Origin of the sequence: Sphingomonas sp., assembly GCF_032114135.1 — a bacterium.
Taxonomy (GTDB): Bacteria; Pseudomonadota; Alphaproteobacteria; order Sphingomonadales; family Sphingomonadaceae; genus Sphingomonas.
This window is the reverse complement of record NZ_DAMCTA010000001.1, coordinates 432,553-457,152: the sequence shown is the minus strand read 5'-3', so window position 1 is coordinate 457,152 and position 24,600 is coordinate 432,553. Positions and strand designations below refer to the sequence as shown.

The following is a 24,600-nucleotide window of genomic DNA, read 5'->3' as shown; positions in this document are numbered from 1 at the left end:
TTTCTGCGCAGGCTGGGTACGGTGTCGTACAAAATGTCCCACCCATGCCGTTTTCGTGCATCCGTGGCCCCGCACGTTGCGAAGCTACCAGGCAACGAGGAGAGGGTCGTGCCGATGCCGAAACCGAATGCCTGCTATGCGCCCGACATCCGCGGCAATGTTCTGCTGGCTTCCCTTCCGCAAAGTGACGCGTGGTTGCTGACCCCCCACCTCTCCCGTCTCCACTTTGGCGCTCGCGATTGTGTGAGCCGCACGGCCTGCGGATCGGTGCAGTTGATTTTTCCCGAGACCGCGGTCTTCTGTGTTCGTCAGGCCCTTCTCGGCGATCGTCAGCCCGCCTTGGGCCTGGTCGGCCATGAAGGCCTGCTGGGCTGGTCGCTGTTGATGGGGGTGGAGGAAAGCTTCACGCTGGCGACGGTGGAACTGCAGGGCGGTACCGCCTTGTCCATTGCGGCGCGTCCCCTGCTCGACGCATGCGGGAAGAGCCCGACGCTGCGCGCCCATTTGCTGCGCTACGCGGATAATTTCCTGGAGCAGATGGCATCGATGCTCGGCTCGAACACGATCGATGCGTTGGAACGCCGCGTCGCGCGCTGGATATTGATGCTCCATGATCGCAGCGATGGCGACACGCTGTACCTGACCCATGATGAGGTCGCGCGTGCGCTTCACACGCGGCGGGCCAGCGTCACCGATTGCTTCCACGTGCTGGAAGGCGAAAAAATCCTGCGGTGCGAGCGCGCGCGCCTTACCATCTGCGATCGCGATCGCCTGATGGCGCTGGCAGGGTGTTCATACGGCGCTGCCGAGGCACGCTATGCGACGGAAATCGCACCCTGGCCGCGCGCGGGGCGGCTCGGCGATCTCTCGGCGGACCACGTCTGCCGCGCACAGCCGGTCCTCGTGCCCTGACATTGTCGAGGCGCTCGCATCGCTGCACGATGGCGCGCGAACCTCAGCCCTCGACCACCAGCCCAGCCGGCGGCACACGCACGATGAAATGGCCCTTCACCCCCTGGGGCCATTGTGCGAACGGTACCTTGCCATGGTCGCTGGCGGCATAAGCCACGGCGTAATCGAGGATGGCACCCGCAGCCTCGACGCCGGGCGTGAAGCGGCCAAGGACGTAGCCGACCTTGTCAGGCGCACGCAGGTGCACCGTGCAATGCTCGTTACAGGCGAACAGGCAGGGCATCTGCTGGATGGCGATCCCCGCATAACACGGATCGGCGTCGCGAACCTCGGTCAGCGCTTTCGCGAGCACCGCGCCGCCGCGGCGCCCCTGCTCGTCTTCGCGCGCATCCGCGCTGACGCGGCAGGTGTTGCACACGACGATCGCGGGGCCGTCTTCAACGGGTGTAAGCATTGGTATCTCCTGGACTATCAGCGCTCGAACAGGCGGTCAGCAAGCGGCTCTCGGGCCTGCCAGCCGCGGCGTTCGATTTCGGGGGTGTCGGTGGGCGTCTCGGGGTAGCCGAGGCACAGCAAGGCGATCAGCGTCCAGTCCTGCGGCACGTCGAGCAGCGCGGCCACGGCGCCGGGATCGAGGATCGATACCCAGCCAAGGCCGATGCCGCGCGCGCGGGCGGCGAGCCACAGCGTGTGGATGGCGGTGACGCAGGAATAGCGCAGCATCTCGGGCATCGTGGCGATGCCGAGGCCGTGGCCGGCGGCGGCGTGCTCGTCGCAGAACACCGCGAGCAGCTCGGGTGCCTCGCGGAGCCCGTGCAGCTTGAGTGCGGAATAGGCCTCGCGCCTGCCCTTGTACGCATAGCCGGCGGCGGCGCGGGCGTTCTGGGCGTCGACATGGGCTGCCAGCGCCGCGCGCAGCGCCGGGGTCCGCAGCCGGACGAACCGCCAGGGCTGCGCGTTGCCGACCGACGGCGCGAGGCTCGCCGCTTCCAGCAGCGCCGTCATTTCCTCCGCCGGAATGGCGCGCGCGTCGAAATGGCGCACGTCGCGGCGCCAGCGCAGCAGCGTGTCGAACTCGCGGAGAAAAGCCGCGCCGAAGGTGGGCGCGTCGGTCAGAACTCGATCCCCCGCTGCGCTTTCACGCCCGAGCGGAACGGATGCTTCAGCTGCGTCATCTCGGTGACCAGGTCGGCGGCCTCGATCAGCGCATCGGGAGCGTTGCGGCCGGTGACGATCACGTGCTTCATCTCTGGGCGCGCTTCGAGCACCGCCAGCACCTCGTCGAGCGGCAGATAGTCGTAGCGCAGCGCGATGTTGAGCTCGTCCGCGAGCACCATGTCGTAGGAAGGGTCGGCGATCATCCGCTTTACCTCGTCCCACGCCGTCCGCGTGACGGCGATGTCGCGGGCCCGGTCCTGCGTGTCCCAAGTGAAGCCCTCCCCCATCGGCTTGAACTCAACTTGCTGCGGGAAGGCATCGAATACCGCCTTCTCGCCGGTCATCATCGCGCCCTTGATGAACTGGACGACGCCGACCTTCATGCCGTGGCCGATGGCGCGGACGACCATGCCCATCGCCGCGCTGCTCTTGCCCTTGCCCTTGCCGGTATGGACGATGAGGAGGCCCTTTTCCTCGGTCTTGGTCTCCATCATCGTGGCGCGGGCGGCCTGGATCTTGCGCATCTTGTCGGCATGCGCGGCGTCGTCGTGGGTCATTCTGGGGCCTTTCGCAGGAGGTACATGTCCATGATCCAGCCATGGCGAGCGCGGAGGTCGGCACGGGTCGCGACGATGCGCGGCCCGGCCTCGCCCAGTGGACCATGGTCGAGCGCCTGCTGGGGCATGCCGAGATAGGCACCCCACCAGATGGTCATGCCGACAGGATCGAGCGTCTCGAAGGCACAGCCGCCGTCGAGCATCACGACGAGCGTGTCGGCCCCGGGCGGCCAGCCATGGCACCGCAACAGACGGCCGGTGGTGATCGTCACCGCGCCGGCGAGCGGGTTGAGCGGGATGGCGTGTGCGGCGGTGAGCGCCTGGATGCTGGTGATGCCCGGCACCACGCGCACCGTCACCTCGGGCAACCGCGCTGCGATCCGCAGTGTGCTGTCGTAGAGCGACGGGTCGCCCCAGACGAGCAGCGCGACCTTGCCCCCGCCCGGCAGATGCGCAGCGATGGCAGTGCGCCACGCCTCGGCGATGGCGTCATGCCAGGCATGCACCGCTTGGACATAGTCCTCCCCTGCCCGCACCGGCATGTCGAACCCGGCGATCGGCACCGGTCGGCTGAGGACCGCGGCGCAGATCGCCTCGCGCAGGTCGGCGAGATCGGGGGCATTGTCCTTGCGTGGCACCAGGATCAGGTCGGCGCCGTTGAGCGCGGCGATCGCCTCGCCGGTCAGGTGCGCCGGATTGCCGGTGCCGATGCCGATCAGCTGGAGCGCGATCATGCCGCCGCCGCGATCAGGTGGAAGAAGCTGCCGGTCACATGGCCCCGCACCGACCCGGTTTCGGGGACGGCATTGCCCTCGGCATCGGCGACGTCCGCAAGCGGCGCATCGGTCTCCGAGACGATCGTCGAATAGTGGAACTCGTGTCCGGTCAGCCGCGCGCCTGCGGATAAGTCGGCAACCGGCGCAAGGAGCGTTGCCTGGCGATAGCCGAGATGCATCCGCCGCTGGGCATGGCTGGTGACCAGCCCGAGCAGGCCCGCCATGCGGTGTGCTTCCCCGCTCTTGTCGACCAGCGCCTCGCCCAGCACCATATAGCCACCGCACTCGCCATGGACCGGTCGATGCTCGGCATGGGTACGGAGGCCGGCGAGGAACGTCCCGGCCGCCGCGATCGTGCCGGCATGGAGCTCCGGATAGCCGCCCGGGAGCCAGACGAGGTCGGCGGTCGCGTCGGGCGCCTGATCGGCGAGCGGCGAGAACGGCAGTATCTCGGCCCCTGCCCGCCGCCAGCCTTCGAGCAGATGCGGATAGAGGAATGAAAAGGCCGCGTCCTGCGCGATGGCGATCCGCTGGGCGGGCGGCGTCGGGAGCGCAGTATGCCCAGACGCCCCCTGATCCGTTGTCGACGACGCAGCAGCGCGCAGGGCACCGAGGTCGACATGGTCGCGAAGGAAGACCGCATAGTCGGCGATCGTGCGGTCGAGGTCTGGATGCTCCACGGCCTGCACCAGCCCCAAATGCCGCTCCGGCAGCACCAGATCCGCGCGACGCGGGAGTGCGCCCAGCACCGGAATGCCGGCCGCTTCCATCCCTGCCCGCACCAGCCGCTCGTGCCGCGGGCTGGCGACGCGGTTGAGGATCACCCCGGCGAAGGGCACGCTCGGCTCGAGCCGGGCGAAGCCCAGCGCGGTCGCCGCGGCAGACTGCGCCTGTCCCGAGACATCGACCACGAGCACCACCGGCCAGCCATAGCGCCGCGCAAGCTCGGCCGTGGCGCCGGTACCGCTTGCCCCTGCCCGCGCGACGCCGTCGAACAATCCCATCGAGCCTTCGGCGAGCACGAGATCGCTTCCGTCCGTCTCGCCCGCGAGCGCATCGAGCAACCCTACGTCCATCGCCCAGCTGTCGAGATTGTAGGAGGCACGGCCGCTCGCCACGCGGTGGAATGCCGGGTCGATATAGTCGGGGCCGTTCTTGAACGGCGTGACGGCGACGCCCGCCTCGCGCAGCGCGCGCAGCAGGCCCAGCATCACCGTGGTCTTGCCGGTGCCCGAGGCGGGTGCGGCAATGATCAGGCCGGGTACGCTCATTCCGCGCTGCTCGCGACGCGCGAGGACCCGTCCTGCGGCCGGAAACGGCGATCATAGCCGGCCGCGTATAGGCTGCTCTCGGCGAAGTCCTCCGCCGCCAGCACCGGGCCGACCAGGATCAGCGCGGTGCGCTCCATGGTTCCGGCCACCGCCGTTTCGATCGTCGCCAGCGTCGCGCGGACGATCCGCTCGTCGGGCCAGCTTGCCCGCCACACCACCGCGACGGGGCAGTCCGCGCCATAGCCAGGCAGCAGATCGGCGACGAGCGTCGCAAGATTGTGGATCGAGAGATGGATCGCCAGCGTCGCGCCGGTGGCGGCGAAGTTGGTGAGGGTTTCGCGCGGGGGCATGCGGCTGGCGCGGCCGGGGGTGCGGGTGAGGACCAGCGACTGGCCGAGCTCGGGCAGGGTCAGCTCCGCCTCCAGCGCGGCGGCGGCAGCAGCGAAGGCAGGCACGCCTGGGGTGACGGTGAACGGGATGCCGAGCGCGCGCAGCCGGCGCAATTGCTCGCCCATCGCGGACCAGACCGACAGGTCGCCCGAATGGAGCCGCGCGATGTCGTGGCCCGCGGCATGGGCGGCGACGATCTCCGCGAGGATCGCGTCGAGGTCCATCGGCGCGGTGTTCACGATCCGGGCACCCGGCGGGCAATGCGCGAGGATCGCCTCGGGGATCAGCGATCCGGCATAGAGACAGACCGTACTCGCCGCGATCCGGTCGCGGCCGCGCAGGGTGAGCAGGTCGGGCGCGCCGGGGCCGGCGCCGATGAAATGGACGGTCATGCGGGAACTCCTTCGGCGATGGCGCAGGTCGCCATGCGGTCGGCGGAAATCTGGCGCGGAACGAGCAGACAGGCGCCCGGGCCGGCGCCGGCAAGCGCCGCGGCCTCGGCGACGCTGCCGGTCCCGCGCGCGGCGAGGCTGGCGGTGGAACGGGTCGGTGTCGCGACCTCCTCCAGCGTTTCGAGGGCGATCATGGGCAGGCCCAGCGCCGCCAACAACGGCAGCTTGTCGGCGAGCGTCGCGACATGGGTGACCGGCGGGGCATCCGCCTGCGCGAGCGCAAGTGCATTGCGCAGCGAAGCGGCAGTGGCGCCGCTGCGATAGCCGAAGCCGGCGACGATCATCGGGTGACGCTCCACTGCACCACCGGATAGCGCGACCGCCATCCCTGGCGCGTGCCTAGCGGTACCGCGTCCGCAAGCTCGATCCGCAACAGGCTGCCGCCCTCGATGCCGTGCCATAGGGCGAGCAGCGCCTCGGACTCGAGGGTCACCGCGTTCGCGACCAGCCGCGCACCGGCGGCCAGCCGTGCCCACAGCGCTTCCAGCAACGCCTGCGAGAGGCCGCCGCCGATGAACACCGCATCGGGGACACCCTCCGGCAGCACTGCCGGCGCGCGGCCCGGCAGCACGGTCAGTCGATCCACCCCGAGCCTTGCAGCGTTGGCACGCGCCCGCTCCGCACGCACCGGATCGGCTTCGATCGCGATCGCGCGGTTGGCGGGATGCGCGAGGAGCCATTCGATACCGATCGAGCCCGAGCCGGCACCGATGTCCCACAGCAGCTCCCCCGCGCGCGGCGCGAGGGCGGACAGGGTCAGCGCCCGCACTGGCTGCTTGGTGAGTTGGCCGTCGGACCCGAACCAGCCGTCGGGCCGTCCGCTGGCGAGCGGCAGCACCGCCCCCTCCCCCGCAGGCTCGATGCCGACACACACGGGATGCGCGATATCGTCCCAGGCGAGCGCATCGGCCCGCACCGATCGGACCCGCTCGCGCGGGCCGCCAAGCGCTTCGAGCACGTGGAGCATCGAGGCGCCGAAACCCTCGCCCGCCAGATAGTCCGCCAGCGCCGACACCGCCGCACCGTCCCGGACGGTCACCAGCAGGTGCTGGCCGGGCGCGAGACGCGGCCGCACCTGGCTGAACGGCGCGGCATGCAGCCCGAGGCAGGTCGTATCCTGCAGCGCCCAACCCAGCCGCGCTGCTGCCAGCGCAAAGCTGGAGGGCGCCGGGTAAGCGATCCATTCCTCGCGGGCGAGATGCCGCGTGATGCTGGTGCCCGCACCGAACCAGAAGGGATCGCCCGAGGCGAGCAGCACCACCCGGCGGCCGCGCTCGGCGAGGAGCAGGGGCACGCCCTCGGCGAAGGGCACTGGCCATGCGCGTGCTTCGCACCTAAGCCCCGGCAGCAACGCGAGGTGGCGAGTGGCGCCCATGACCAGCTCGGCCTGTTCCAGCGCCGCGCGGGTGGCGGCGGACAGGCCGTCGACGCCGTCCTCGCCCACTCCGATGATGGTGAGCCAGGGAAGATCAGCCATGCCGAACGTCCTGCTGTTGGGCGGTACCACCGAAGCGAGCGCGCTGGCCAGGCTGCTGGCGGACCGTGGCGTGGCCGCGACGCTCAGCTATGCCGGCCGCACCGAGGCGCCGCGCGCGCAGCCGATCCCGGTGCGGGTGGGCGGCTTCGGCGGCGTGGCGGGTCTGGCGGCCTACCTGCGCAAGGCACGCGTGACGTATCTGGTCGACGCCACCCATCCCTTCGCGGCGACGATGAGCGCCAATGCCGTCGCGGCGTCGCGGTTGACGGGCGTACCGCTGCTGGCCCTCACTCGCCCCGCCTGGGTGCCGGTCCCGGGCGACCAGTGGACGCGCGTCGCCGATATTGCGGGCGCCGTGGCTGCGCTCGCCGGTGCGCCGCGCCGCGTCCTGCTGGCGCTCGGCCGCATGCATGTTGCCGACTTCGCGGCGATGCCGCAGCACCAGTATGTCTTGCGCTTCGTCGACGCGCCGGCGGTGTCGCCGATCCTTCCGCACCACACGCTGATCGTCGATCGTGGCCCCTTCACGCCCGAAGGCGACCGCGTGCTGATGGAGACCCATGGCATCGATCTGGTCGTTTGCAAGAATGCCGGCGGCCGTGGCGCCGAGGCCAAGCTGACCGCGGCCCGCGCGCTGGGCCTCCCGGTGCTGATGATCGACCGCCCCGCCCTGCCGCCCCGTGACGAGGTCACGGATCCGGCCGCGGTATTGGAATGGCTGGATCATGCGCCCGCTCCCACCGAGCGCGGTGTGTAGAGGATCGGCCGCGCGGCATCCTCGATCCAGCGGGTCTGGCTGGACCCCAGGATCACCATCGTCCGCATGTCGGCCATGTCTGCTGTCGCCGCGCCGAGCGGCACGATCCGCAGCGCTTCCTCCTGCGTGGAAACCGCGCGCGCGAACAAGATGGGCCGATCGGGGCCGCATACCTCCAGCAACAGTCCCAGCACCCGCGCGAAGCCATGCGGCCGTGCCTTGGAGCGCGGGTTGTAGAAGGCCATCGCGAAATCGGCCTCGGCGGCGAGTCGCAGCCGCTTCTCGATCAGCGCCCAGGGCTTGAGGTTGTCCGACAGGTTGATTGCGCAGAAATCATGCCCGAGCGGCGCCCCTGCCCGCGCGCTCGCCGCCAGCATCGCGGTGATCCCCGGCAGCACGCGGATGTCGAGCGAACGCCATGCTTGCCGGCCCACTTCGAGCGCCTCGAACACCGCCGCCGCCATCGCGAACACGCCGGGATCGCCCGAGGAAACGACCACCACCCGCCGCCCCTGCGCCGTGAGATCGAGCGCGAGCGCCGCGCGGTCGAGCTCGACGCGATTGTCCGATGCGTGGAGCGTCAGCCCAGCGCGCGGCGCCACCCGCGCGACGTAGGGAATATAGCCGATGACGTCGGTCGCTTCCGCCAGCGCTGCGATGACTTCGGGCGTCACCAGCGCTTCGTCCCCCGGCCCTAGCCCGGCGATGGCCAGCCAGCCGCTCATGGGCGCCGCCCCCGGCCATGGATCAGCAGGATCGAGAAATAGGGCGTGACGCTGGTCGCCTCGCCGAGCGGGGTGACCCGCTGTTCGGGCATCGCCGCATGCTCGACCAGCCAGGCCTCAGTCTCGCGACCTGCGGCGGCGACGGCCGAGCGCAGCTTGGCCAGGTTACGTCCGATCTTCATCACCACGAGGGCATCGGTGTCGCGGATCCGGCGGATCAACTCCTCCTCTGGCAGTGTGGCCATGGCGATGGTCAGCACGTCGTCGCCCCAGGTGATCGGCTGGCCGGTCGCGTTCCACGCCCCTGCCATGCCGGTGATCCCCGGCACCACCGCCACCGGGACCTGGCCCGACAGGCGCGAATGGAGGTGCATGAACGAGCCGTAGAAGAACGGATCGCCTTCGCACAGCACCACCACATCCTCGCCGGCGCGGGACAGCGCCAGCAGCCGCTCGGTGCAGTCGGCGTAGAAGGCGGAGAGCCAGGCATTGTAACGGGGGTCGCTGAGCGGGATCTCTGTCGTCACCGGATATTCCATCGGCAGCTCGATCGCGTCTTCGCGGAGCATGCCCTCGGCGATCCGGCGTGCCTGGCCCGGTCGCCCCGCCTTGCGGAAATAGGCGACATGGCGCGCGCCGCGCACCAGCCGGTCGGCGCGGACACTCAGCAGGTCGGGCGCGCCGGGGCCAAGGCCGACGCCGTAAATGGTGCCCAGGCTCATTCGACGCGGCTCGCCAGCGCGTTGACTGCGGCGACGGTGATCGCGCTGCCGCCCAGCCGCCCCTCGACGATGCAGCACGGCACCGGCGTCGCGGCCCACAGCGCCGCCTTGGACTCCACTGCGCCGACGAACCCCACCGGGCAGCCGATGATCGCGGCCGGCCGTGGACACGCCGGATCCTCGAGCAGGTTGAGCAGGTGGAACAGCGCGGTCGGCGCGTTGCCGATCGCAACCACCGCGCCGGCTAGATGCGGCCGCCACAGCTCCAGCGCCGCGGCAGATCGCGTATTGGCCATGTCCCTGGCGAGGGTCGGCACCTGCGGGTCGTGCAGCGTGCAGATCACACGATTTTCGCTCGGCAGGCGCGCGCGCGTAATCCCCTCGGATACCATCCGCGCGTCGCATAGGATCGGCGCGCCTTCTGCCAGTGCCGCCCGGGCCGATTGCGCAAAGCCCGGAGAAAAGCGGAGGTACGGCGCCAGCTCGACCATCCCGGCCGCGTGGATCATGCGCACGGCAACCGGCTCCTCCTCGGACGAAAAGCGGGCGAGATCGGCCTCGGCGCGGATCGTCGCGAAGGACTGGCGGTAGATGGCGGCGCCATCGGTTTCATAGTGGTACGGCATCAATCGGTTCCGAAAAGATCAAGCAGCGCGTCGGGGGTGAGCCCGGCATGGGTGGGCGGCGCCCCGGCGCGGGCATCGAAGGCGAGATCGAAGCGACCGTCGCGCCCCGTCACGACCACGTCGGCGACCCGCGCCCGCGCGCAGCCCTTCACGCAGCCCGAAACGTGCAGTTGCCCCGAGACCAACGGCGCGAGTTGGCGCGCGAGCGTCCGCGTATCAACGCTCGCCTGTGAGCAGCCCGGCGCGCCGACACAGGCATCGGTGCGCAGCAGCGGGTTGGCCGGATCGGCGATCAGCGTGGCGGCGTGCGGTCCCGATCCCTCGACCAGGAGGATACGCCAGGGGGTTATCCGAACGCCCGCACCCTCGGCGCCCAGCGCATCGGCAAGCAAGGCGGCGTCCAATTGCCCGAGCGGCACGCCCAATGCGACACCCAGCGCGGTCGAGCCCGGGGCGATGGGCTTGGCCGGTGCCGCTGGAGCGATGCGTTCGGCTGCCCAATCCGGGAGCGGCGCGGCGTGGCGCCTCATGCGGCCCGACCCGATTCCGCCGCTTTCGACGAACCAATGTGCCAGTCGGATGAGCGCCGCCGCCCCGTCCCCCATCGCGACACGCGCGCCACGAGCGCGCCCATCCGCCCGAAGGATCAGGTGCCCCTGTCCGTCGCGCTCGATCCGAAAGTCCCCGGGCGCATCCGCCAGCACCGGCATCGGTCCCGCGTCGATCACGAACCCCATCTTGCTCGGCAGCGCCGGCAATCTGGGCAGCGCTTCGAGCAGATCGCTTGCGATGCGATGCGTGTCGTCGCCCGCCTGCCAATCGGGTGCGACCAGCAGGTTGCGGCGCATCTCGATGTCCGGGTCGCGGTCGACCACACCCAGCACGATCAGTCGCTCGACCAGCGGCCGCCACTCCGCTTCGGTGACCCCCCGAATCTGCAAATTGCCGCGGCTGGTCAGGTCGATCAGGCCGTTGCCGTGCACCAGCGCCGCGTCGCACAGACCCCGTAGCTGGGCCCGCGTCATCCGCGCGAGCCGCGGTTTCACGCGCACCAGCAACCCGTCGCCCGCCTGCATCGGCCGCCACGCGTCAGGGCACCAGCCGCGGACCGCGAAGCCGCTCATGCATCGCCTCCAAGGCTTGCCAGGATCGAGTTGCGGCGGGTCTGCCACAGCCCGGCCGCATGCAGTGCCGCGAACCGCGCCTCCATCGCCGCCAGGGCTGCCGGGTTCTCTCGGGCCAGGAAATCCCGCACCTCGCCGTCGCCAAGCGTCGCGTCGTGGTACAGATCGAAAAGCTTGGGCGGCACCGCAGCCGCAAGGTGGGCGAAGGCGCCGAGATGGTCGAGCGTGGCCGCGATCTCGGCGGCGCCGCGGAAGCCGTGGCGGCGCATGCCGGCGATCCAGCCTGGGTTCGCCGCCCGCGCGCGAACGACACGGGCGATCTCTTCGGTCAGCGGCCGTGCGACCGGGCGCGTCGGATCGCGCGCGTCGAGATGGTAGAGCGCAGCCGACCCGCCGCTAAGCGCCTTGGCGGCGGCGAACCCGGCCTCGTGCGCCGCATAATCGGCCGCGAGCAGCAGATCGGTCTCGGTCAGGTCCTGCAGGTGCACGAACGCATCCGCGGCGCCGACGCGGGCGCGGAGTCCCTCGGGATCGGGCAACGCATCATGTCCGTCGAAGGCATGGTCCGATGCAGCGAGCCACGCCTCGCCCGCCGTCCTGCGGGCTTCGTCGGTATAGGTCTCCGCCGCGTCGCCCATGCCGAGGCCGTAGCTGCCAGGGCGGGGGCCATAGACACGCGCACCGGCATCCTTGCCGGCAAAGGGGTTCCATTCGAGCGCCTCGTCGCGCGCCGCCAGCGCCCGGACTGCCTGGCCGAACAGCTGCGGCAGCGTCGGGAAGGAGTCGCGGAACAAGCCCGAGACGCGCAGGGTCACGTCGATTCGCGGCCGGGCCAACATCGCCAGCGGCAGAATCTCGACGCCCGTCACCCGTTCCGAGGCCGTGTCCCAGACCGGCGCGGCGCCGAGCAGATGCAGCGCCATCGCGAACTCCTCCCCGGCGGTGCGCATCGTCGCCGAGCCCCACAGGTCGACGACCAGTCCCTTGGGATAGTCGCCATGATCCTGCAGATGCCGGCGGATCAGCTCGTCGGCGAGGACGATGCCCTGTGCATGCGCGGCACGGCTGGGCACCGCGCGCGGATCGATCGTGTAGAGATTGCGGCCGGTCGGCAGCACGTCGGTGCGCCCGCGGAAGGGCGATCCCGAGGGGCCTGCTGCCACCCGCTGGCCGGCCAGGCCCGCAAGCAGTCCTGCGCGCTCCTCGGTCCCACACGCCCCACGGCCGAACACATGCAGCCCGTCGCCGAACTGGCCTTCCTTCACGTCGCAGACGAAGCGGTCGATGCGGGTAATCGCTTCCGCGCTGCTGGTGACGCCTTCCAGCCCTAGCTCGGCCTCCAGCCCGACGGAGCGTGCTTCGTCGCGGATTGCGGCCTGAAGGCGATCGCGCCGCGCCGGGTCAAGGCCCACTGCGTTGGAGAATTCGTCGAGCAGCGCCTCGATCCGGCCTAGGCCGGCGCCCGTCCCCGCCGCCTTCAGCGCCGGCGGCAGATGGCCGATGGTGACGGCCCCGGTGCGGCGCTTGGCCTGCGCGGCTTCGCCAGGGTCGTTGACGATGAAGGGGTAGAGGATCGGCAGGCCGCCGGTGAGCGCCTCGGGCCAGCACGCATCGGACAGCGCCACCGCCTTGCCCGGCAGCCATTCGAGCGTGCCATGCGCGCCGATATGGACGAGCGCGTCGATGCCCTGCGCCTTGAGCCACAAATAGAAGGCGACATAGCCATGCCGCGGCACCCGGCCGACATCGTGGTAGCTGTCCTCGCGCGTTGCAGGATCGCCGCGTTCGGGTTGAAGCGCGATCAGCAGCTTGCCGCTTTGAAGGGCGGCGAAGTGGAAATGGCCGTCGCGGCACGCGGTATCGAGATCGGGTTCTCCCCAAGCCGCATCAAGCGCTTCTCGCAATGGCTTGGGCAACGTCGCAAGCGCGTCCCGATAGGCGGCGAGCGGCCAGCGCAGGGTGTCCCGCTGCAACCGCTCGGCCAGGCGGTCCACCGGCTCCCCCAGATCCGCGGCGATGGCTTCCGCAGAGGCGAGCGCGTCCAGCCCGACGGCGTGCGCGAGCTGCCAAGCCTTGCCGGGATAGGTGGAGAGGACAAGCGCGATTTGCTTCTGCGCCACGGGCTTCTGTGCGAGGGCAACCCAACCTGCTATGCGGGTGACGATCGCCTCGATCCGCTGCGGCTCCGCCCGATGCACCGTGCGGGCGAAGCCCAGGGCCTCGTCGCGCGCTTCAGCCTGCTTGAAGCTGGCGACACCGACGAAGATGCGGCCATCGAGTTCGGGCAGCACGACGTGCATCGCCAGATCGGCAGGCGAAAGCCCGCGCTCGGCGCTGGCCCAGGCATCCCGCGGCGCGGTGGCGAGCGCGATCTGGAACACCGGCACGCCGGCGGCGTCGAGCGGCGACCAGCCGTGGTCGTCACGTGCGGAGAACGCCGTCGCGTTGACGATCGCCGCTGGGCCGAGGTCACGCACCCACTGCGCCACCTGCGCGCGGGCGTCCGGCGCCTTCAGCGAGGGCACGAAGATCGAAAGTGTGCCGAAGCCGGCACGCTCGAACGCGGCGTGGAGCGCCTCGAAGGGATCGACGTCGCAGGCGGCGAGATAAGAGCGGTAGAAGACGATCAACACCAGCGGACGGCCGCTGCGGGTCCAGCTTGGTTGCTCCATCGCCCAACACCCTTCGTCATCCCCGCGCAGGCGGGGATCCATTGGTGGAGAGCTTTCGGCTCCTGTCCCCGGCGCCCTGGCAAATGGATCCCCGCCCTCGCGGGGATGACGGTTGGGAGGAAGGAAGGCGCCGCACGCGGGATGCCAGAGGCCGAAGCTCGGCAGCGGTGTGTACGCTTCGGTCGTGCCGGAACCGATATTCGCGGCCTTCGCCAGCACGCCCAGCGCTGCCCGTGCCGCATCGGCCCCGCCCGCGTTACACAGCCCCGACAGCTCCCGCAGCACCGCGACCGGCACCGTCGACGCCGCATCCAGTCGTTCGTCCGGTCGACCGTCGGCGGGCAACACCGCCAGCGCAATCCCCCGTTCGCGTGCCAGCGCCTCCACCTGCTGGAGGCCGTAGCTCCAATAGGGCATGCCGCCGATCAGCCGGATCAGGATCGCCTTGGCGCCCGACAGCGTCCGCTCGACATAGGTGTCGACCGAGAGCGGGTGCATCAGCGCCGCGAGGTTGGCCAGCCGCAGCGAAGGCCGCGCCCCCTGCCCGCCACGCCATGCCGCCGCGAATGCGCCGAGGTCGCTGTCGGAAAAGGACAGCACCACCAGGTCCGCGGGCGACTGCCCGAGGTCCTGGGGCGCGGCGTTGTCCTCCAGCCCGTGCGTTTCGCGGAACAGGACGTGCATCGCTCTTGTGCCTCAGCCCGCCAGCACCGCGCGGAACGCTGCCGGGTCGACATGGTCGTGCTCGGCAATCGCGACCAGCGCCGTGCCGCGCGGCTCGCCCGGCCGCCAGGGCCGATCATACTGATGGCGCACCCGCGCACCCACTGCCTGGACGAGCAGCCGCATCGGCTTGCCGGTCACCGCCGCATAGCCCTTCACCCGCAGCACCTTGTGCTCGCGCGCCAGTTCTTCGATCCGCGCGATCAGCTCGGCCGGATCGGCGATCTCGCCGAAGGTGACCACCGTGCTGTCGAAATCCTCATGCTCGTGATCGTCTTCGCCGTCATGATGCGAGGGCCGCGCGACGAGATCATCCTCTGCCGCCGCGCCGAGCCCCAGGATCACGCGCGGGTCGATCGCGCCCTCGCGGATCTCGACCACCGGCACCGGACGCGGCGCCTCGGCGGCGATCACCGCGCGGGCGGCGGCGACACCCTCCGGCCCGGCTAGATCGACCTTGGTGAGCAGCACCATGTCGGCGCAGGCGAGCTGGTCCTCGAAGACTTCGGCGAGCGGCGTTTCGTGTTCGATCCCCGGATCGGCGGCGCGCTGCGCGTCCAGCGCCACCAGATCGGGGGCGAACCGGCCCTCGGCCACGGCTTCGGCATCGGCCAGCGCCAGCACGCCGTCGACCGTGATGCGGCTGCGGATCGCCGGCCAGTCGAACGCCTTGAGCAACGGCTTAGGCAGCGCGAGGCCCGAGGTCTCGATCAGGATATGGTCGGGGCGCGGCTCCAGTGCCAGCAGCCGCTCGACCGTCGGGATGAAGTCGTCGGCGACGGTGCAGCAGATGCAGCCATTGGCCAGCTCGACGATATTCTCGGCCGGGCAATCGGGGATCGCGCAGGATTTGAGGATCTCGCCGTCGACGCCGAGCGTGCCGAATTCATTGACGACGACCGCGAGGCGCCGCCCTCCGGCGTTCTGGATCAGGTGACGGATCAGCGTCGTCTTGCCGGCGCCGAGAAAGCCGGTAACGATGGTAACGGGGACCTTGGCCAGGTCGGTCATGCATGTCTTCCCCCGCGCCCGAGCGAACACACGGGGGGCTTGCCGAACGCATGTCCAGCCGGCGCGCGACGACGGGCGGGCGCGACAATCGCCCGACACCACGCGACCGTGCAGCCCCAGCCGCACAGCTTCGTCGCTCGAACGGAAGCAGATACCGTGCCGCGGCCATCCCCTGGACCAAGGCAAGAGCGACCGTTGCGCCGGCAGGTCTCCTGGCTTGCGGGTCACGGCACGTTGCACGCCTTCCCAGGCCCTGCCGGCCCAGTGGCTGCCTCTCGTTGGAGGCCAGTGCATCGCGCTATCCGCTCACAGTTGCAGGGACAGCCGCGGATTTGGGAAGGAACCTCCCCGCACCGCATTCCCGATTAAGCCCCATGTCCGGGGCACCGGCGCGATCTTTGCGAAGGCTGCAAAGCCTTCGACCAAGGGCTCTAGACCCGCACCTCGATCTCGTCCAGCCTCTGCCAGCGATAGATGGCGAAGCTGACCAGCCAGCAGGCGACGAACAGGCCGATGATCGCGAAGCCGAGCCCGTTGAAATGCGCGCCCAGATCGGCGGCAAGGCCGAACGCGCCGCCGCTCCACCCCATCTTTTCGCCGACGAGCGCCAGCGTCTCGATCCCGCCGATCACGATCGCGACGAGCGCGGAGATCAGCGTGATCGTGACGTTGTAGTAGAGCTTGCGGATCGGCTTGACGAACGCCCATTGATAGGCGCCGAGCATCACGACGCCGTCCAGCGTATCGACCAGCGCCATCCCCGCGGCGAACAGCGCCGGCAACACCAGCAGCGTGCCGAGCGAGACGCCATGCGCGGCCTGCCCCGCCGACATGCCGAGGATCGCCACTTCGGTCGCGGTGTCGAAACCCAACCCGAACAGGAAGCCGAGGGGCGCCATATGCCAGCTCTTGCCGACCAGCCGGAACATCGGCCCGAACAGCTTCGACAGCGGCCCGCGGGAGCCGAGCAGCAGGTTGAGATCGTCCTCGACATAGGCGCCGCCCGCGCGGACGTGCTGGAAGGTCTTCCACACCGATCGCAGGATGATCAGGTTCATGCCGGCGATCGCGAACAGGAACAGTGCCGAGATTGCGGTGGCGATCACCCCTCCCAGCTCTTTGAACGCGCCCATGCCCGTCAGCGCACCGGTGGCGAGTGCAATCCCGGCCGAGGCGATGGCGATGATCCCCGAATGTCCGATCGCGAACCACAGGCCAGTCGCGATCGGGCGCTGGCCGTCGTTCATCAGCGTGCGGGTGACATTGTCGATCGCCGCGATATGGTCGGCATCGACCGCATGGCGCAGCCCGAGCCCCCAGGCCAGCAACGCGGTGCCGAGCATCAGCGGCTGGGCGTGGAAAAGCGCAAAGGCCCAGCCCCAGGAGGCGAGATTTGCGGCGATCAGCCCCGCGAACAGCAGGGCCACGCGCGTACGCAAGGCGAGAACGGACAAGATGCGGCACTCCGGCGGCGTCGTGCGACCAGGCCGGGGCCACCGCGCGCGCGGCCGATTGCGCACCCCGGCCGGACGCCCCAGCGACCGAGCCACGCAACCGCGAACGGCCCCAGCCGCTCGTGCGTCGCTCAGACGGAGTACACCGTGCCGCGGCCATCCCCTGGGCCAGGGCAAGAGCGACCGGACGCCGGCAGGTCTCCTGGCTCGCGGGTCACGGCACGCTGCACGCCTTCCCAGGCATGATGGCCCAGTGGCTGCCCCTCGGGTGGAGGCCAGTGCATCGCGCTATCCGCTCACAGTTGCAGGGACAGCCGCGGATTTGGGAGCAAGCCCCCGCACCGCATTCCCGATTAAGCCTCTTTCAAGGCACCGGCGCGATCAGGCGCTGGTGGTACGGGAAGCCGGGCGCTGGATCAACCGCCGGCCCGTGTGCGCGCGCAGGAAATGCAGCGCCGACACCAGGGTCAACCCGCCCACCGCGAGTGCGGCGGCATAGCAGCAGGTTATGAAGAAGGGCAGCCACCGCACTTCCGGCGCGCCGAGGGCGTGAACGAGCAACAGCGCCACGCTGCCGACATAGCCCGAAGCGTCGGCGATATAGATCAGGAAGCCGGCATTGGCGGCGGTGCCGATCGTCGCGATCATCCGATCGAACAGCATCGCGTTGAACGGGGTATAGGCGAGGTACAGCCCCGCCCCCGCTACCGTCATCCAGGGCAGCGGCGCGAGCAGCCCCGCCTGGAAGGCAAGCGTCGACGCGCCGAGGCACAGTGCGCCGAGCAGGATCAGCCCGTGCATCGCCAGCAGCGCACGCAGATTGTCGCGGATCAGCATCAGCAGCGCGAGGGCGGCCAGCGTGAGCAGCGCGATCGGCAGCTCGCTCGCCGAGAATATCGCCGCCTCGCCGCCATAGCCGAGCGCGGTCCACAGCTCGCGCGCGAAATTGTCGCGCACGTCACGCAGGGCCGTGAGCAGAACATAGCCGATCGCCAGCAGCACCAGCGTCGCACCGTGTGCGCGCAGGAAAGCGGCGCGATCGGCAGCCTGCATCGGCACACGAGCGGTGCGCTCGGCCTCGTCGCGGGCATCGGGCGGCGGCAGGTGCTCCAGCTGCCACAGCGCAACCAGCAGCACCGGCACGAACACCAGCCCCGTCGCCGCCGGCATCCACTGCTCCGCGACACCGGCCGTCATCAGCAGCACCGCCACCGACTTAACCACGCCCGAGGACAGGATGAAGCTCGCGCACAGCATCGCGCCGAGCAGCTCGGAGACGCGGCGCCCCTCGACATAGCTGAACACCAGCCCCCAGATCAGCCCCAGCGGCAGGCCGTTGAAGAACAGGCAGGCGACGTTCCACGGCGCCGGGATCAGTGCAAACAGCAACAGCGCGATCCACGAGGCGCCGATAAGCCCGAGGATCATCCGCGCCCGTCCCTGTTGCCCCGCCTCCGAGATGACGCGGACGCCGATCAGCTTGGACAGCGCATAGCCGATCACCTGCGCGATCAGCAGCGCCGTCTTGTAGTCGATGGCGAAGTGCCACCCCGCCACATCGGCATAGGTGCCCACGGCAAACGGCTTGCGGAAGGCGTACATCGCGAAATAGGCGCTGAACGCCGCGAGCCCGCCCGCGACGAGCGTGAACCCGGACGCGGTCCGCGCGGCTCCGCGCCCGCCATCACCGTGCATTGCGATTCCCCATGAAGCGCCGCGCTTGTGGCCAGCCTGCGCGACAGCTTCATGACAGCGAAGTCATACCCGCATCACCAGGGGCGGACGCGCAGTGCCTCCGCTTCGGCTGCGCAGCTCTGCGCATCGGGTCGCGGTGCCGTGGAGCGGAGCCGTGCCACCTCCTGCCGCGCAGCCGCCAGATCGCGCTGATAGGCAGGCGAGGTCTGGAGCACCGCGAACACCGACGCGCCGGCCATGTAACCCGCCTCCACCGCGCTCTTGCTGTGCGATCCGCAGATCGCCCGGCTTTCGCCGTACGCCCGGCCGCGCGCTAGGAGCGCGGTGGCCTTGTCGGGCATCGCCTGGGCGAGGATCTGCGCCTCCAGCCAGCCATTGGCGGTGTGGCCGGACGGATAGTCCCCATTGCTCGCCAGATGCGCGGTCTTCGCCTCGCAGATCGGCCCGTCCTCGCGCAGATAGGGGCGCGGTACCTGATAGGCGGCCTTGACCTTGCCGACGACCGGGCCGGTGCCCGCCCGGGCAAGCAGTCGCGCCAGCGCAGGGGCGCGCTTGGCGTCGAGCACCATGCCGATCGCGCAGGCGTTGCGGCGCAGCGGATCGTTGGTGACGTCGTCGGTGGCGATCCGCCAGCGCGGGCTGCCCTCCAGCTTCCGGGTCGCGCGGAACACCGCCATGTCGAGCGCCGCGCCGGGGCTGCCCAGCGCGGGCGGCGGCGGCAGGATCGCCATGCCATCCGGATACTGGTCCGCTGCGAGATAGGGCGCCGTATCGCTCGCCTGCGGTGCCGCGACGAGCAGCGACAGCGCCGCGAAGAAGCCGCCACGGATCATGGTCGAGGGGCCCATGTGGGAGAAAGGCGTTCGTTGCGCATGCCGAGTCCCTACCTCGCTGCGCATCATTCTTCTACGTAGTTTTACTGCGACGCGCATTATCCCCCGGGCAAGGCCGGTGCGCGCATCATGCCGGAACTTGCACATGGGGGCGACGTGGACATCTCGCTTCAGAATAATATCTTGGAGCTTGTCGCCAAAGGCGCCGATCTCGCCTCGGTCACCGACCGGCTGTGCCGGGAAGTGGAAGTGCGCTTGCCCGATGTCCGCCCGATGATCCTGCGCGTCGATGTCTCCGGAAGGCTTCATCCCATAGCCGGCCCCAGCATGCCCGAAAGCTACATGCAGGCGGCCGACGGCATGATGATCGGGCCCAAGGTAGGGTCGTGCGGCGCCGCCGCCTATCTCGGCGAGCCGGTCGCCAGCACCGATATCGAAACCGATCCCAATTGGTCGAAATATCTCGGACTGACGCGCCCGCTGGAATTGCGTGCCTGCTGGTCCAACCCGATCAAGAACGCCCGCGGCGAGGTGACGGGCGTCGTCGCATTCTACTATCGCGTACCGCGTGGTCCCACGCCGATGGAGCGCCGGATCGTCCGCGTGTGCCTCCATCTCTGTGCCATCGCGATCGAACAGGACATCTGGCGCGCCCAGCATGTCCGGCGCGCCCAGCTCGACGGGCTGACCGGCCTGCCCAATCGCTCTGCCTTCACCACCTCGCTCGGCGATCTCGACTGCAGCGAACCGGGGTCCTGGGGGCTGATCATGGTCGATCTCGACAATCTCAAGATCGTCAACGACACGTTCGGGCATGTCGCGGGGGATGCGCTGATCATCCACGCCGCCCGACGACTGGCCGAAGCGGCCGCGCCCGATCGTGCCTACCGCCTGGGCGGCGACGAGTTCGCGATATTGGTGCAGAGCCCGCGGGCGCTCGCCGACCCGGCCGCTGCAGCCCGCGACCTGCTCGACGCGCTGGCCCAGCCGATCGAGGAGGGTGAGCGCAACGTCGTCCCCCGGGCTACCGCCGGCGGCGCCCTGGTCGGTGAAGGCGAGACGGCGGAACAGGTGCGGCTCAACGCCGATCTCGCGCTCTATCACGCCAAGGAAACCGCGCGCGGCAGCTTCGTCCGCTACGTACCTGGAATCGCAACGCGCATGGCGCGGCGGCTGGACGCGATCCATGCGGTGGAGCGCGCGCTCGCCGAGGACCGGTTGCTCCCGCATTACCAGCCGCTGTTCGACCTGAAGACCGGCGAAATCCTCGGCTTCGAGGCGCTGTGCCGGATGCGTACCGAGGATCGCATCGTATCCGCCGCCGAATTCTTCGAGGCGACCACCGATGGCAAGGTCGCGGGCGCGATCACGGCGCGGATGCTCGAGCGCGTTGCCGCCGACCTGCGCCACTGGTGCGACCTCGGCATCGCGCCGCCGCATGTCGGCATGAACTTCTCGTCCAGCGACTTTCACGGCGCGCGGCTGCGCGAAACGATTCCCGACACGCTGGGACGCTACGGCGTCCCGTTGCACCATCTGACGCTGGAGATCACCGAGAGCGTCTATCTCGGCCAGGGCGATAGCGTCGTCGCCGATACGCTTCGCTGGTTTCGCGCCCAAGGCCTGCTGGTGGCGCTGGACGATTTCGGCACCGGCTATGCGTCGCTCACCCATCTGCTGACCATGCCGGTGGATTTCATCAAGATCGACAAGAGCTTCACCGATCAGCTTCTGCAGAACAGCGCCAGCCGTGCGATCGTCGAGGGGGTGCTGCACATCGCGCGCGAACTCGACATGCGGGTGATCGCCGAGGGAATCGAGACCGAGTTGCAGGCCGAGCGGCTGCGCAGCATCGGCTGCGCCTATGGCCAGGGGCACCTCTTCTCGCCCGCAGTCGGCGTCGAGCGCGCGACCGAGATTCTGCGGGCGGCGAAGGTCCCCGCACTCCTGCCGAGCCAAGGCGTCGCGGGATCCGCCCCGGATGCGGCGGTGCTGCATTGACGCAGCCCCCCGGACATTCCCGGCGGCACAAAAAATGGGCCGGGGGAGCGATCCCCCGGCCCAGTGCTTTCCTCCCCAGGAAAGTCAGAAGCGCGTGCGCAGCGTGATGCCGTACGTGCGCGGCTCGGCGAGATAGGCCGAGAAGAGCTGGCGACCGCCCGGATATTTGGGATCGGTGAACGGCGCAGTGGCGGCGCCTTCCTGGAAAGGCGAATTGAAAACCACCTGCGTGTAGTTCTGGTTGAAGATGTTCTGTCCCCAGAACTCGATCGCCCAGCGCTCGTCCTTGCCACGGATCCCGATGCGGCCGTTGAACAGCGCATAGCCGTCCTGGATCTTCTGCGGGAACAGGTCAGATCCGGTGTTGTAGTCGCCGGTCATGCGGGCATCGAAATAGATCAGCGCGCTGAGGCCGGAATTGCCGAGCGGCGGCGTCCAGGCGACCGAGGCGGTGCTGACGATCTCGGGCGCGTTCGAGAGCTGCTGGCCGGGCAGCCGCCGCAGCGCCTGATCGAGCGGGCCGCCCGCGTCATTGCCGACCAGCTGGTTGCGATAATGGGTGTCGGCATAGGTGAGCCCCAGCCCGACCCGGAAGTCCCGCGCCGGTACGATCGAGGCTTCGAGCTCGACGCCCTGCGACACCACGCCATAGCTTACGTTTGAGGACGAACAGGCGCCCGTGCTCGACGCCGCGGCGTTGAAGTTGCCCGCGGTGCTGAACTTGCTCTGGTCGCGATCGCCGCCGTTCAGGCCGGCGGTGCAGCCGTTGATGTTCTGCACGAGGAAGACGGTACCGTTGAAGGTGTTGAGCTGGAAGTTCTTGAACTGCTGGCGGAACGCGGAGACGTTCAGGCTGAATTGCCGGGTGGAATATTTCAGGCCGATTTCGAAGGCGTTGTTGGTCTCCGGCGCGAACTGGAGGTTGCCGGTCAGCGCCTGCGCGCCGCCGACTGCGGCGAAGGGCAGGATCGGCACCTTGAGCGCCGACTTGTCGAGGTTGAAGCCGCCCGCCTTGTAGCCCCGCGAATAGCTGCCGTAGAGCAATAGGTCGTCGGTCGGCTTGTACGAGACGATCGCGGTGCCGGTGAACTGGTCTTCCTTGCGCGTGTCGCTGATCGCGGCACCGTTGAGTTCGGCGGTGGAATTGCCCTGGCACGACAGGCCTAGGATGCCGTCGATCGTCGCGGTGAGCGAGGCGACCGAGCGGAGCGGGAGCAGCGCCGTCTGGTTAGCAACGCAGGCGGTGTTGTCGTTGCCGAAGGTGGCGTTCAGCCGCTTGCGCTCGTTGGTGTAGCGCAGGCCCAGCGTCAGGTCCAAGCCCTTGGCGACGTGGAAGATGTTATGGGTGAATAGCGCCCAGTTGCGGCTGTTCTGCTTGAAATAGTCGCGAGTCGTGCCGCGATCGTTAATTCCGTCGAGACGATCGAACGCCGCATAGATCAGCGGGCTCGCGGCACCGAACAGTGCCGGCCGTGCGGCAAGACAGCCTGCCGCCGCCGGGTTGTAGAGCGCGGCAAGCGCACTTCCCGAGACGATCCGGCACGTGGCGAAGCGGCCATATTGTGTCCCGAACCGAAGATTGTCGACGAGCGTCAGGTCTTCATTGGCGTAATAGCCGCCGACCAGCCAGTCGAGCTTCTCGTTGAACGCCGTGCCGTTGAGGCGGAGTTCCTGGCTGAAGGTCTCGAACGCACGCGACGAGTCCGAATTGGGCGCCCGGTAGAGCAGATCGACTGCACTATAGTCGGTATCGGCGCCCTGGCTGGAGAAATAGTTGCGATAGCCGGTGATCGAGGTGAGCTTCACATCGCCCAGGTTCCAGTCGAGCTGGACCGAGCCACCCCAATCCTCGGTGATGCCGCCATAGCTGCGCCCCCGCGAGACATATAGGTTGCGGCTGTAGGGATTGCTGAACGCCGCCATCGGCTGGCCGAGATCGCGCAGCACGCGGACGATGTTGTTCGCCGACGGATTGTTCAGGTCGCCGATATAGGGGTTGATCGAGGAGTCCACATAGACCGCGCCGCAACATTCCTCGTTGCGATGGGTGTAGTCGCCGATCACGCGGATCTGGATGTCGCTGTTCGGTTCGAACAACAACTGGCCTCGGACAAAATAGCGGTCGCGATTGTTGACGTCGCGATTGTTGGTGACGTCCTGATAGAACCCGTCGCGCTTCATGTACACGCCGTCGATCCTGCCCGCTAGGGTGCTACCCAGCGGCACGTTGACGAAGCCCTGCAGGCGAAGAGCGTCATAATTGCCGTATGTCGCCTCGGCACCCGCCGAGAAGCTGGACTCGGGCTTCTTCGAGACGATGTTGATGATGCCGGCGGAGGCGTTGCGGCCAAACAGCGTGCCCTGTGGACCACGCAGCACCTCGATCCGCTCAAGGTCGCCGAGTTCGCTGAGGCCGATACCGGAGCGCGAGCGATAGACGCCATCGATGAAGACCGCGACCGAGCTTTCGAGGCCGGGATTGTCGCCCACCGTACCGATCCCTCGAATGCGCGCTGAGCCATTGGCTTCACTGCCCGTCGAGGAAACCAGCAGCGACGGTGCCACTTGGTTGAGCGCGCGAATGTCGTTCGCGCCGGTCTGCTGCAGCGTCTCGGAACTGACGGCGGAGACGGCCAACGGCACATCGGCCAACGCCTGGGCACGCCCCTGCGCAGTGACGATGATCTCGTTATCGGCCTGAACCGGGCGTCCGCCGGTGTCCTGTTGCTCCTGGGGTGCTTCCTGCGCGAGCGCGGGCGCTGCGAGCGCCATCACGAGTGCCGGCACTGCACAGGCCGACATAAGGCGTAGCCGCATATCTATCCTCTCCACCGAGGTTGGAGCTGTGGTTCCGCTCCATACCCGAAGCTCGAATACACGCTTTGCCGCCAGCGGCGTCAAGCAAAACTAAAGTTGCAAAATGCCACTCGAATACAATCGTTGCTGAGAAAGCACAGTGTTGCGCTGCCCGATGGACCCGGTGGCGGCATCCCGTCCGCCCCGGTTTCGGCAAGATGTTGAGGCACCTCGCACTTCCGGAGTTTCATGGGGTCGCGCGGCGCACGCACGGATTGCGCGGGACGATTTGTGTGCTTTTAGAAGGGGCGGCGGCGGGTGCCGCCATTGCCGCGTGGCGATCGGGCTAGCCGCCGGCCTGATCGATTCGATCGGCGTCGGAACGCTTGCTTGTCGCGCAGATCCTGTGACTAAGCTGTGGGCCGATGCCCCCGACGCCCGGCGCGACTGCCACACGACAATTTGCGA

21 protein-coding genes and 2 riboswitches are annotated in these 24,600 nt (G+C 68.9%); of the genes, 3 read left to right on the top strand and 18 right to left on the bottom strand.

The annotated features are described in order from the left end of the window. The first annotated feature begins 114 nt into the window (after positions 1 to 114). Positions 115 to 912: a Crp/Fnr family transcriptional regulator gene (locus RT655_RS02235; protein ID WP_313536881.1), complete on the top strand. Its 798-nt coding sequence runs from the start codon at positions 115 to 117 to the stop codon at positions 910 to 912. Between the two features lie 43 nt (positions 913 to 955). Here RT655_RS02235 and RT655_RS02230 read toward each other — a convergent pair whose 3' ends face one another. Genes RT655_RS02230 through cbiE form a run of 8 tightly spaced genes read right to left on the bottom strand, consistent with a single transcriptional unit; the run spans position 956 to position 6,993 of the window. Further along, positions 956 to 1,366, bottom strand: coding sequence for a DUF1636 domain-containing protein (locus RT655_RS02230; protein ID WP_313534760.1), 411 nt, complete (start codon positions 1,364 to 1,366; stop codon positions 956 to 958). 17 nt (positions 1,367 to 1,383) lie between these two features. Beyond that, complete coding sequence (gene bluB / locus RT655_RS02225; protein WP_313536880.1) at positions 1,384 to 2,028, bottom strand: 5,6-dimethylbenzimidazole synthase; 645 nt, start codon at positions 2,026 to 2,028, stop codon at positions 1,384 to 1,386. Continuing rightward, entirely contained in the window at positions 2,025 to 2,627 is a 603-nt protein-coding gene (gene cobO / locus RT655_RS02220; RefSeq protein WP_313534759.1) for a cob(I)yrinic acid a,c-diamide adenosyltransferase, read from the bottom strand. Before cobO ends, bluB begins: the two co-directional genes overlap by 4 nt. Next, positions 2,624 to 3,361, bottom strand: a complete 738-nt coding sequence (gene cobF / locus RT655_RS02215; protein WP_313534758.1) for a precorrin-6A synthase (deacetylating) — start codon at positions 3,359 to 3,361, stop codon at positions 2,624 to 2,626. Before cobF ends, cobO begins: the two co-directional genes overlap by 4 nt. Continuing rightward, on the bottom strand, positions 3,358 to 4,674 hold the full coding sequence (locus RT655_RS02210; protein ID WP_313534757.1) for a cobyrinate a,c-diamide synthase: 1,317 nt from the start codon (positions 4,672 to 4,674) through the stop codon (positions 3,358 to 3,360). The genes cobF and RT655_RS02210 overlap by 4 nt, the downstream gene beginning before the upstream one ends. Then, on the bottom strand, positions 4,671 to 5,456 hold the full coding sequence (cobM, locus tag RT655_RS02205) for a precorrin-4 C(11)-methyltransferase (protein WP_313534756.1): 786 nt from the start codon (positions 5,454 to 5,456) through the stop codon (positions 4,671 to 4,673). The genes RT655_RS02210 and cobM overlap by 4 nt, the downstream gene beginning before the upstream one ends. Next, on the bottom strand, positions 5,453 to 5,800 hold the full coding sequence (locus tag RT655_RS02200; RefSeq protein ID WP_313534755.1) for a cobalamin biosynthesis protein: 348 nt from the start codon (positions 5,798 to 5,800) through the stop codon (positions 5,453 to 5,455). The genes cobM and RT655_RS02200 overlap by 4 nt, the downstream gene beginning before the upstream one ends. After that, positions 5,797 to 6,993 carry a precorrin-6y C5,15-methyltransferase (decarboxylating) subunit CbiE gene (cbiE, locus tag RT655_RS02195; RefSeq protein ID WP_313534754.1) on the bottom strand — a complete coding sequence of 399 codons (1,197 nt, stop codon included), beginning with the start codon at positions 6,991 to 6,993 and terminating at the stop codon, positions 5,797 to 5,799. Before cbiE ends, RT655_RS02200 begins: the two co-directional genes overlap by 4 nt. Between cbiE and RT655_RS02190 the strand changes: the two genes are divergently transcribed. Continuing rightward, the gene (locus tag RT655_RS02190; RefSeq protein ID WP_313534753.1) at positions 6,992 to 7,750 is read left to right on the top strand and encodes a cobalt-precorrin-6A reductase; all 759 of its coding nucleotides are present in this window, start codon (positions 6,992 to 6,994) and stop codon (positions 7,748 to 7,750) included. The genes cbiE and RT655_RS02190 overlap by 2 nt on opposite strands. Here the strand turns inward: RT655_RS02190 and cobJ are convergent. The 9 genes from cobJ to RT655_RS02145 form a co-directional block, all read right to left on the bottom strand. Then, entirely contained in the window at positions 7,717 to 8,475 is a 759-nt protein-coding gene (cobJ, locus tag RT655_RS02185; RefSeq protein WP_313534752.1) for a precorrin-3B C(17)-methyltransferase, read from the bottom strand. The genes RT655_RS02190 and cobJ overlap by 34 nt on opposite strands. Beyond that, on the bottom strand, positions 8,472 to 9,197 hold the full coding sequence (cobI, locus tag RT655_RS02180; RefSeq protein ID WP_313534751.1) for a precorrin-2 C(20)-methyltransferase: 726 nt from the start codon (positions 9,195 to 9,197) through the stop codon (positions 8,472 to 8,474). Before cobI ends, cobJ begins: the two co-directional genes overlap by 4 nt. Beyond that, complete coding sequence (locus tag RT655_RS02175) at positions 9,194 to 9,823, bottom strand: precorrin-8X methylmutase (protein ID WP_313534750.1); 630 nt, start codon at positions 9,821 to 9,823, stop codon at positions 9,194 to 9,196. The genes cobI and RT655_RS02175 overlap by 4 nt, the downstream gene beginning before the upstream one ends. After that, positions 9,823 to 10,947 (bottom strand): cobalamin biosynthesis protein CobG, encoded by a 1,125-nt coding sequence (locus RT655_RS02170; RefSeq protein WP_313534749.1) that lies wholly within the window; start codon positions 10,945 to 10,947, stop codon positions 9,823 to 9,825. The genes RT655_RS02175 and RT655_RS02170 overlap by 1 nt, the downstream gene beginning before the upstream one ends. After that, the gene (gene cobN / locus RT655_RS02165; RefSeq protein WP_313534748.1) at positions 10,944 to 14,303 is read right to left on the bottom strand and encodes a cobaltochelatase subunit CobN; all 3,360 of its coding nucleotides are present in this window, start codon (positions 14,301 to 14,303) and stop codon (positions 10,944 to 10,946) included. Before cobN ends, RT655_RS02170 begins: the two co-directional genes overlap by 4 nt. A 12-nt stretch (positions 14,304 to 14,315) precedes the next feature. After that, positions 14,316 to 15,353: a cobalamin biosynthesis protein CobW gene (gene cobW, locus RT655_RS02160; protein ID WP_313534747.1), complete on the bottom strand. Its 1,038-nt coding sequence runs from the start codon at positions 15,351 to 15,353 to the stop codon at positions 14,316 to 14,318. A 184-nt stretch (positions 15,354 to 15,537) separates the two neighbouring features. Continuing rightward, a riboswitch (cobalamin riboswitch) is annotated at positions 15,538 to 15,759 on the bottom strand. Between the two features lie 25 nt (positions 15,760 to 15,784). Continuing rightward, entirely contained in the window at positions 15,785 to 16,771 is a 987-nt protein-coding gene (locus RT655_RS02155; protein WP_313536879.1) for a HoxN/HupN/NixA family nickel/cobalt transporter, read from the bottom strand. Positions 16,772 to 16,981: 210 nt separating this feature from the next. After that, positions 16,982 to 17,199: riboswitch (cobalamin riboswitch) on the bottom strand. Beyond that, positions 17,189 to 18,502: a DUF5690 family protein gene (locus RT655_RS02150; protein WP_313534746.1), complete on the bottom strand. Its 1,314-nt coding sequence runs from the start codon at positions 18,500 to 18,502 to the stop codon at positions 17,189 to 17,191. It overlaps the preceding riboswitch by 11 nt. A 74-nt stretch (positions 18,503 to 18,576) precedes the next feature. After that, a complete protein-coding gene (locus RT655_RS02145) occupies positions 18,577 to 19,350 on the bottom strand; it encodes a phosphatase PAP2 family protein (RefSeq protein WP_313534745.1) in 774 nt (257 codons plus the stop codon). A 141-nt stretch (positions 19,351 to 19,491) separates the two neighbouring features. Here RT655_RS02145 and RT655_RS02140 point away from each other — a divergent pair, with 141 nt between their 5' ends. Beyond that, positions 19,492 to 21,336: an EAL domain-containing protein gene (locus RT655_RS02140; RefSeq protein ID WP_313534744.1), complete on the top strand. Its 1,845-nt coding sequence runs from the start codon at positions 19,492 to 19,494 to the stop codon at positions 21,334 to 21,336. 84 nt (positions 21,337 to 21,420) lie between these two features. Here RT655_RS02140 and RT655_RS02135 read toward each other — a convergent pair whose 3' ends face one another. After that, positions 21,421 to 24,153, bottom strand: coding sequence for a TonB-dependent receptor domain-containing protein (locus RT655_RS02135; RefSeq protein ID WP_313534742.1), 2,733 nt, complete (start codon positions 24,151 to 24,153; stop codon positions 21,421 to 21,423). Between the last annotated feature and the right edge of the window lie 447 nt (positions 24,154 to 24,600).